Origin of the sequence: Streptomyces capoamus, assembly GCF_014654935.1 — a bacterium.
GTDB classification, from domain to species: Bacteria; Actinomycetota; Actinomycetes; order Streptomycetales; family Streptomycetaceae; genus Streptomyces; species Streptomyces capoamus.
Genome location: NZ_BNBF01000023.1, coordinates 93,774 through 99,942, shown reverse-complemented (window position 1 = coordinate 99,942; position 6,169 = coordinate 93,774). Strand labels below are relative to the sequence as shown.

The following is a 6,169-nucleotide window of genomic DNA, read 5'->3' as shown; positions in this document are numbered from 1 at the left end:
CCAGCCGACGGGACGGCTGAGCAGGTGCCACTCGCGGTTGATCATGACTGAGCCTTTCCTTTTACTTCAGAACCTGAAACAACCCTGCACCTGAATATTTCATGATGTCAAGTAACCGGGTATCCTGGGCCCCATGTCCACCCCATCGAAGAGTCATCACCCCGACGCCCTCACGCTGGAGGTCGTGGAGCTGATCGGTGACGTCGTGGCCCGCTTCTACGCGGACTACGAGAAGGCGGCGGGCGAGCACACGCTCACCGGCCCGCAGGCCCGGCTGCTCAGCCTGCTCTCGCTGGAGCCGCTGCCCATGCGCAAGCTGGCGCAGAAGCTGAAGTGCGAGCCGTCCAACGTCACGGGGATCGTGGACCGCCTGGAGTCCCGCGGCCTCGTGGAGCGCCGCCCCGACCCGGCCGACCGCCGGGTGAAGGTGGCCGCCGCCACCGAGGAGGGCCGCCGCACGGCCCGGGAACTGCGCGAGGGCCTGCACTTCGCGCGCGAACCGCTCGCCGCCCTCACCGACGAGGAGCGCGGCTCGCTGCGCGACCTGCTCCGCCGCATGCTGGACGTCTGAGCACCCCTCCGGGGCCGGCCGGACCGAGCCAGTAGAGTCCTCACCATGCGCGATCTCGGGGTGGGTTTCGGTTATCTGCTGAAGGGCCAGCGATGGGTGGCCCGGCGCGGACGGAGCTACGGCTTCGGACTGCTGCCCGGCCTGATCACGCTGGTGCTGTACACCGCCGCGCTGGCCGCGCTCGCCCTGTGGGGCGCGGACGCGGTCGGCTGGGCGACCCCGTTCGCGGACGACTGGGCCAGCCCCTGGCAGGGCCTGTTCCGCGGCTTCCTGACGGCCGTCCTGTTCGCCCTCGGCCTGCTCCTGGCCGTGCTGACGTTCACCGCCGTCACCCTGCTCGTCGGCCAGCCCTTCTACGAGAGCCTCTCCGAGCGGGTCGACGCCGACGTCTCGCCCGACGGCACCGCCCCCCGGTCCGGCCTCCCGCTCTGGCGCGAGCTGTGGATCTCGGCCCGGGACAGCCTGCGCATCCTGGTCCGGGCCGGTCTGTGGGGCGTCCTGCTCTTCGCCCTCGGGTTCCTGCCGGTCGTCGGGCAGACCGTCGTCCCCGTGATCGGCTTCTTCGTCACCGGGTTCTTCCTCACCGAGGAACTCGCCGCGGTCGCGCTGCAGCGCCGGGGCGTCGACCTGCGCGCCCGGCTCAGCCTGCTCCGCTCCCGCAAGACCCTCGTGTGGGGCTTCGGCACGCCCCTGGGCCTGGCCTTCCTGGTCCCGTTCGTCGCGGTGTTCCTGATGCCGGGCGCGGTCGCGGGCGCCACGCTCCTCGCCCGGGACCTGCTGGGCGAGGAGGGCGCCGACGCGACCGAGGCGGCGCAGGAGAACGTCAGCCCCTGACGGGCGGGTCCGCCGGGGCGCCGGCGGCCACCGCCACGACGGCCCGCACCTGGCCGATGATGTCCAGCCGGTCGCGCACGAACTCGGGGTCCGTCACCTCCCCGGTGTTCCCGGCGCCGAAGCGGAGCACCGGGGTGTGCACATGCCCGCCGGGCAGGGTGCCGTGCAGCCCGAGCCGGTCCCGCAGCAGGGTGGCCCGGTAGGCGATCTCGTTGGACAGGTAGTCGCCGCCGGACCCGGCGCGCGCGGTGGAGCCGGGGGTCGGCCCGTCCGGCCGCACGACCGGACCGTCGCCGCCCGCCGGGATCTCGGTCACCTCCGTGTGGTCGTAGACCGGGAAGCGGCCCGTCCGCGCGGCCACCACGGCCGCGTACGGCAGGGTCGTGCTCGTCCACTGCGGCTGGGTCGCCGGGTCGGCGACCGGAACGGTCTCCGTCCGGGAGACGCCCTCGTTGTCCGGGAAGCCGCCGCGCCAGGCCCCGTTGGTGCGCTCGATGTCGAACCGGCCGGGCCGGCCCTGGCTCACCGTCGTGAACAGGTCCACCTCCGGCAGGTACGGGCGCAGCGTCCGCTCCACCGTGCCCTGCGCGAAGTCCCGCCAGCGCACCGGGAACACGGCGGTCTCGATCCGGGCCGGTCCCCGTGCCGTCTCCACCACCGTGCCGTCGAGCGCGAGCGCCGTCGCCCCGGAGGGATTGGAGATGCGGATGTCCCGGTCGAGCGTGAAGGGGTCGAAACCGGTGAGCAGCACGCGGCGCAGGCGCCCGTGGGCCGGATAGCGGATGTCGGTCTGCCCCCGCGAGGTGCGCTCCAACCGGTCCAGCAGCGCGTCCCGTTGCCCGTCGGTGAGGCCGAACCGGGGCTTCCACGTCCGCACGTGCCGGGTCATTCCCAGCCGCGCCCAGTACAGCGGCCGGTCGTCGTCCCGGCTCAGGTCGCCGGCCGCCGGCCCCCGCCCCTGCGCCCGGTCCACGGCCCGCCGCCACAGCGCGGATCCCTGCCGTACGACGATGCGCCGGGCCTGCGCGTAGTCGTGCGCGCGCTCCAGCGCGCGGGTGAACTCCGGGGCCGCGTCGGCGAATCCGGACCGCTGCAGGATCTCCCGCGGGACCGGCTGGTCGAGCCGCAGCTCCTCCACGGTGGGGGAGGGGGCGGGGGCCGGGTCGGCCACGGCGGTGGCGGGGGGCACGGCCAGTCCGGCCGACAGGGCCAGAACGAGGACGCCTGGGTGAACGCGTATGCGGGTCAAGGGGGTCGGGTCCTTCCCTCGCGGGCGGGCACGGGCCGCTCCACCGTAGGCGTCCCGGGGGCCGCCCGCCATGGCGCCCCGTCCGCCCCTACTGTGCCGGCTCGCCCAGCAGCCGCAGGAAGTCGCGGAAGGCGCCCGGCATGTCCACCGACTCCGGGTCCAGGAGCCACTGGTACTGGAGGCCGTCCATCACCGCCACCAGCAGCGGCGCGGTCCGCTCGGGGGTGAGCCCGTTCGGCAGCCGGTCACCGTACTCGGCGCGCAGGACCGCGGCCATGGTCGCGCGGACGCGGGCGTAGCGCTCGGTGAAGTACTGCCGCGCCGGATGCCCCTCGGTCACGCTCTCGCCGAGCAGCGCGGAGAAGGTCTGCACGATGGCCGGCCGCATCGCGTTGTACTCGACCAGCGAGGCCAGCAGGTCCACCCGCCACTGCGAGTCCGGCAGCGCGTCCCACCGGTCCCGCTCCTGGAGCACGGCCACCAGCAGGGCGTCCTTGGTGGGGAAGTGGTGCAGCAGCCCCTGCTGGGTCAGCCCGACGCGCTCGGCCACCGCGGCCAGGCTCGCCCCCCGGTACCCCCGCTCGGCGATCACCTCGAGCGCGGCCCCGACGATCTCGGCGCGCCGCTCCCCGCTCCTGACCCTCGCGTTCATGACGTCACCGTACGGCATCCTTCCGCCCGGATATAACGGCGAGGTGACGAAACCTACCGTCCCACAGGCGATCCGTGCACGATGGACCCACCTGAACGGACTCGACGAGGAGGAACCGTCATGGCGGGAGCCCAGCCGACCCCGGCCGGGGAGACCACGGCCGAGAAGGCCCGTGAGGCGGTCGTGGAGGCCGCCCTCGGCGCGCTCGACCTCGACACCAAGGCACGCCTGCTGGCCGGCCAGGACATGTGGAGCCTGCCCGCGCTGCCCGAGATCGGACTGGAGTCCCTGGTGATGTCGGACGGCCCGATCGGTGTCCGGGGCGTGCGCTGGACCGCCGACGACCCCTCCGTCGCCCTGCCCTCCCCGACCGCGCTCGCCGCCGGCTGGGACCCCGAACTCGCCCGCCGCGCCGGTGTCCTGCTCGCCCAGGAGGCCCGCCGCAAGGGCGTCCACGTCCTGCTCGCCCCCACGGTCAACCTGCACCGCTCCCCGCTCGGCGGCCGTCACTTCGAGTGCTACAGCGAGGACCCGTACCTCACCGGCGTCATCGGCACCGGCTACGTCCGCGGCGTCCAGTCCGGCGGAGTCGGCACCACCGTCAAGCACTTCGTCGCCAACGACGCCGAGACCGACCGCCTCACGGTGAACAACCTGGTCCCCGAACGCGCCCTGCGGGAGCTGTACCTGGCCCCCTTCGAGGCCATCGTCGCGGACGCCCGGCCCTGGGGCGTCATGACCGCCTACAACACCGTCAACGGCACGACGATGACCGAGCACCACCACCTCGTCAACGAGGTCCTGCGCGGCGAATGGGGCTTCGACGGCTGCAACGTCTCCGACTGGACGGCCGCCCGGGACACCGTCGGCGCCGCCATCGGCGGTCTGGACGTCGCCATGCCCGGACCCCGGACCGTCTACGGCCCGGCCCTCGCCCGGGCCGTACGGGACGGCGAGGTCGCCGAGGCCGTCGTCGACGCGGCCGTCCGCCGGGTCCTGCGGCTCGCCGCCCGTGTCGGGATCCTGGCCGGCGCCGCGCCGGAGGTGGCGCAGCCGCCCGCGCCGGTCGACGGCGAGGCCCTGGCCCGCGAGATCGCCCGCCGCTCCTTCGTCCTGCTCCGCAACGAGGGCCGCGCCCTGCCGTTGCGGCCGCACGGCACCGTGGCCCTGATCGGCGCCGCCGCCCGCGACGCCCGCGTGCTCGGCGGCGGCTCGGCCACCGTCTTCCCGGCCCGGATCGTCTCCCCGCTCGACGGCCTCGCCGCCGCCCTCCCCGAGGGCACCCTCGACTACGCCGTCGGCGCCCACCCGGACACCGAACTCGCCGTCGCCGACGAGGGCTTCACCCTGCGGGCCGTCTGCCGGGACGCCGCCGGCGAGGTCACCGGCACCCGCTCGGCCCCCAGCGGCCTCATCCAGTGGATGGGCTCCGACCTGCCCGACGGCGTCACCCACGACACCCTGCACACCGTCGAGCTGACCGGCACCTTCGTCCCCCGCGAGTCCGGCCCCCACACCTTCGGGATCAAGGGCAAGGGCCCCTTCACCCTCACCGTCGCCGGGACGACGTACTACGACGACGTGCAGCGTCCCGGCGAGGGCGACCCCTTCGAGGCGTTCCTCGCCGCCCCCGTCCCCCGTGCCGAGGTGGAGCTGACCGCCGGCGAACCGGTCGACGTCTCCCTCACCCACGTCGTCCGGCTCCCCGAGGACCTCCCGATGAAGGTGGTCGGCTTCACGCTCGCCCACTGCGGACCGCGGCGCGACCCCGACGAGCTGATCGCCGAGGCCGCCGAGGCCGCCCGCCGCGCCGACACGGCCGTCGTCATGGTCGCCACCACCGACCGGGTGGAGTCCGAGGGCTTCGACCGCCGGGACCTGAACCTGCCCGGCCGCCAGGACGACCTGGTCCGCGCGGTCGCCGCCGCCAACCCGAACACCGTCGTGGTCGTCAACGCCGGCTCCCCGGTGGAACTGCCCTGGCGCGACCGGGTCGCCGCCGTCCTGCTGACCTGGTTCCCCGGCCAGGAGGGCGGCGCCGCCCTCGCCGACGTCCTCACCGGCGCCCACGAGCCCGGCGGCCGGCTCCCCACCACCTGGGGCGCCCTCGCCGACGCCCCGGTCACCCAGGTCGTCCCCACCGACGGCGAACTGCACTACAGCGAAGGCCTGTTCATCGGCTACCGGGCCTGGGAGCGGGCCGGCCGCACCCCCTCCTACCCCTTCGGCCACGGCCTCGGCTACACCGAGTGGGCCTACGAGTCGCTGGACGTCGACGGCACCGCCGTGCGCGTCCGCGTGCGCAACACCGGCGAGCGGGCCGGCCGGGAGGTCGTCCAGATCTACGTCTCCCCGGCCGGGCCCGGCCCCGAGCGCCCGGCGCGCCGGCTGGCGGGCTTCGCGTCCGTCGAGGCCGGCCCGGGGGAGAGCGCCGAGGTCACCGTGGAGCTGCCGCGCCGCGCCTTCGAGGTCTGGGACGAGACGGGGAAGACGTGGGCGCATGTGAAGGGTTCGTACGAGATCGCCGCGGGACGCTCGATCGCGGACCGGAGGCTCATCGCGCCGATTAACGTCTGATCCGGGACAAGCCTCCCGCACGAGCAGCCCCGGCCCGGGACCTGACCCCTGGGCCGGGGCTCGTTTTGTGCGTTCAGCGGCTTCAAGGGCGCCGGTGCGGAGGCCCCCGCGCTGTCCGGGGCCGCCGGCGGCTAGGCCGCCGAGAGGGCGTACACCGTCTCCGACCGGAACACCTCCCCGGGACGCAGCACCGTGCTCGGGAAGCCGGGCCGGTTGGGGGAGTCCGGGAAGTGCTGCGTCTCCAGGGCGATCCCGGCGCCGGGGGAGAACGGACCGGACAGGTGGT

6 protein-coding genes are annotated in these 6,169 nt (G+C 74.5%); 3 read left to right on the top strand and 3 right to left on the bottom strand.

The genetic code is table 11. From position 1 onward, the window contains the following. The first annotated feature begins 133 nt into the window (after positions 1 to 133). Complete coding sequence (locus tag IE312_RS30140; protein ID WP_189985439.1) at positions 134 to 571, top strand: MarR family winged helix-turn-helix transcriptional regulator; 438 nt, start codon at positions 134 to 136, stop codon at positions 569 to 571. Positions 572 to 616: 45 nt separating this feature from the next. After that, positions 617 to 1,405 carry an EI24 domain-containing protein gene (locus tag IE312_RS30135; RefSeq protein ID WP_189985438.1) on the top strand — a complete coding sequence of 263 codons (789 nt, stop codon included), beginning with the start codon at positions 617 to 619 and terminating at the stop codon, positions 1,403 to 1,405. Here the strand turns inward: IE312_RS30135 and IE312_RS30130 are convergent. Continuing rightward, on the bottom strand, positions 1,395 to 2,654 hold the full coding sequence (locus IE312_RS30130; RefSeq protein ID WP_189985437.1) for a pyroglutamyl-peptidase I: 1,260 nt from the start codon (positions 2,652 to 2,654) through the stop codon (positions 1,395 to 1,397). The genes IE312_RS30135 and IE312_RS30130 overlap by 11 nt on opposite strands. 88 nt (positions 2,655 to 2,742) lie before the next feature. Further along, positions 2,743 to 3,324, bottom strand: coding sequence for a TetR/AcrR family transcriptional regulator (locus IE312_RS30125; RefSeq protein WP_189985436.1), 582 nt, complete (start codon positions 3,322 to 3,324; stop codon positions 2,743 to 2,745). A gap of 102 nt (positions 3,325 to 3,426) precedes the next feature. On the opposite strand from IE312_RS30125, the gene IE312_RS30120 reads away from it, so the two are divergent. Then, on the top strand, positions 3,427 to 5,883 hold the full coding sequence (locus tag IE312_RS30120; RefSeq protein ID WP_189985435.1) for a beta-glucosidase family protein: 2,457 nt from the start codon (positions 3,427 to 3,429) through the stop codon (positions 5,881 to 5,883). Between the two features lie 131 nt (positions 5,884 to 6,014). Here the strand turns inward: IE312_RS30120 and IE312_RS42485 are convergent. Further along, positions 6,015 to 6,169, bottom strand: a 155-nt coding sequence (locus IE312_RS42485; RefSeq protein WP_440862374.1) for an aldose epimerase family protein, incomplete at its 5' end; no start/stop codon positions are given.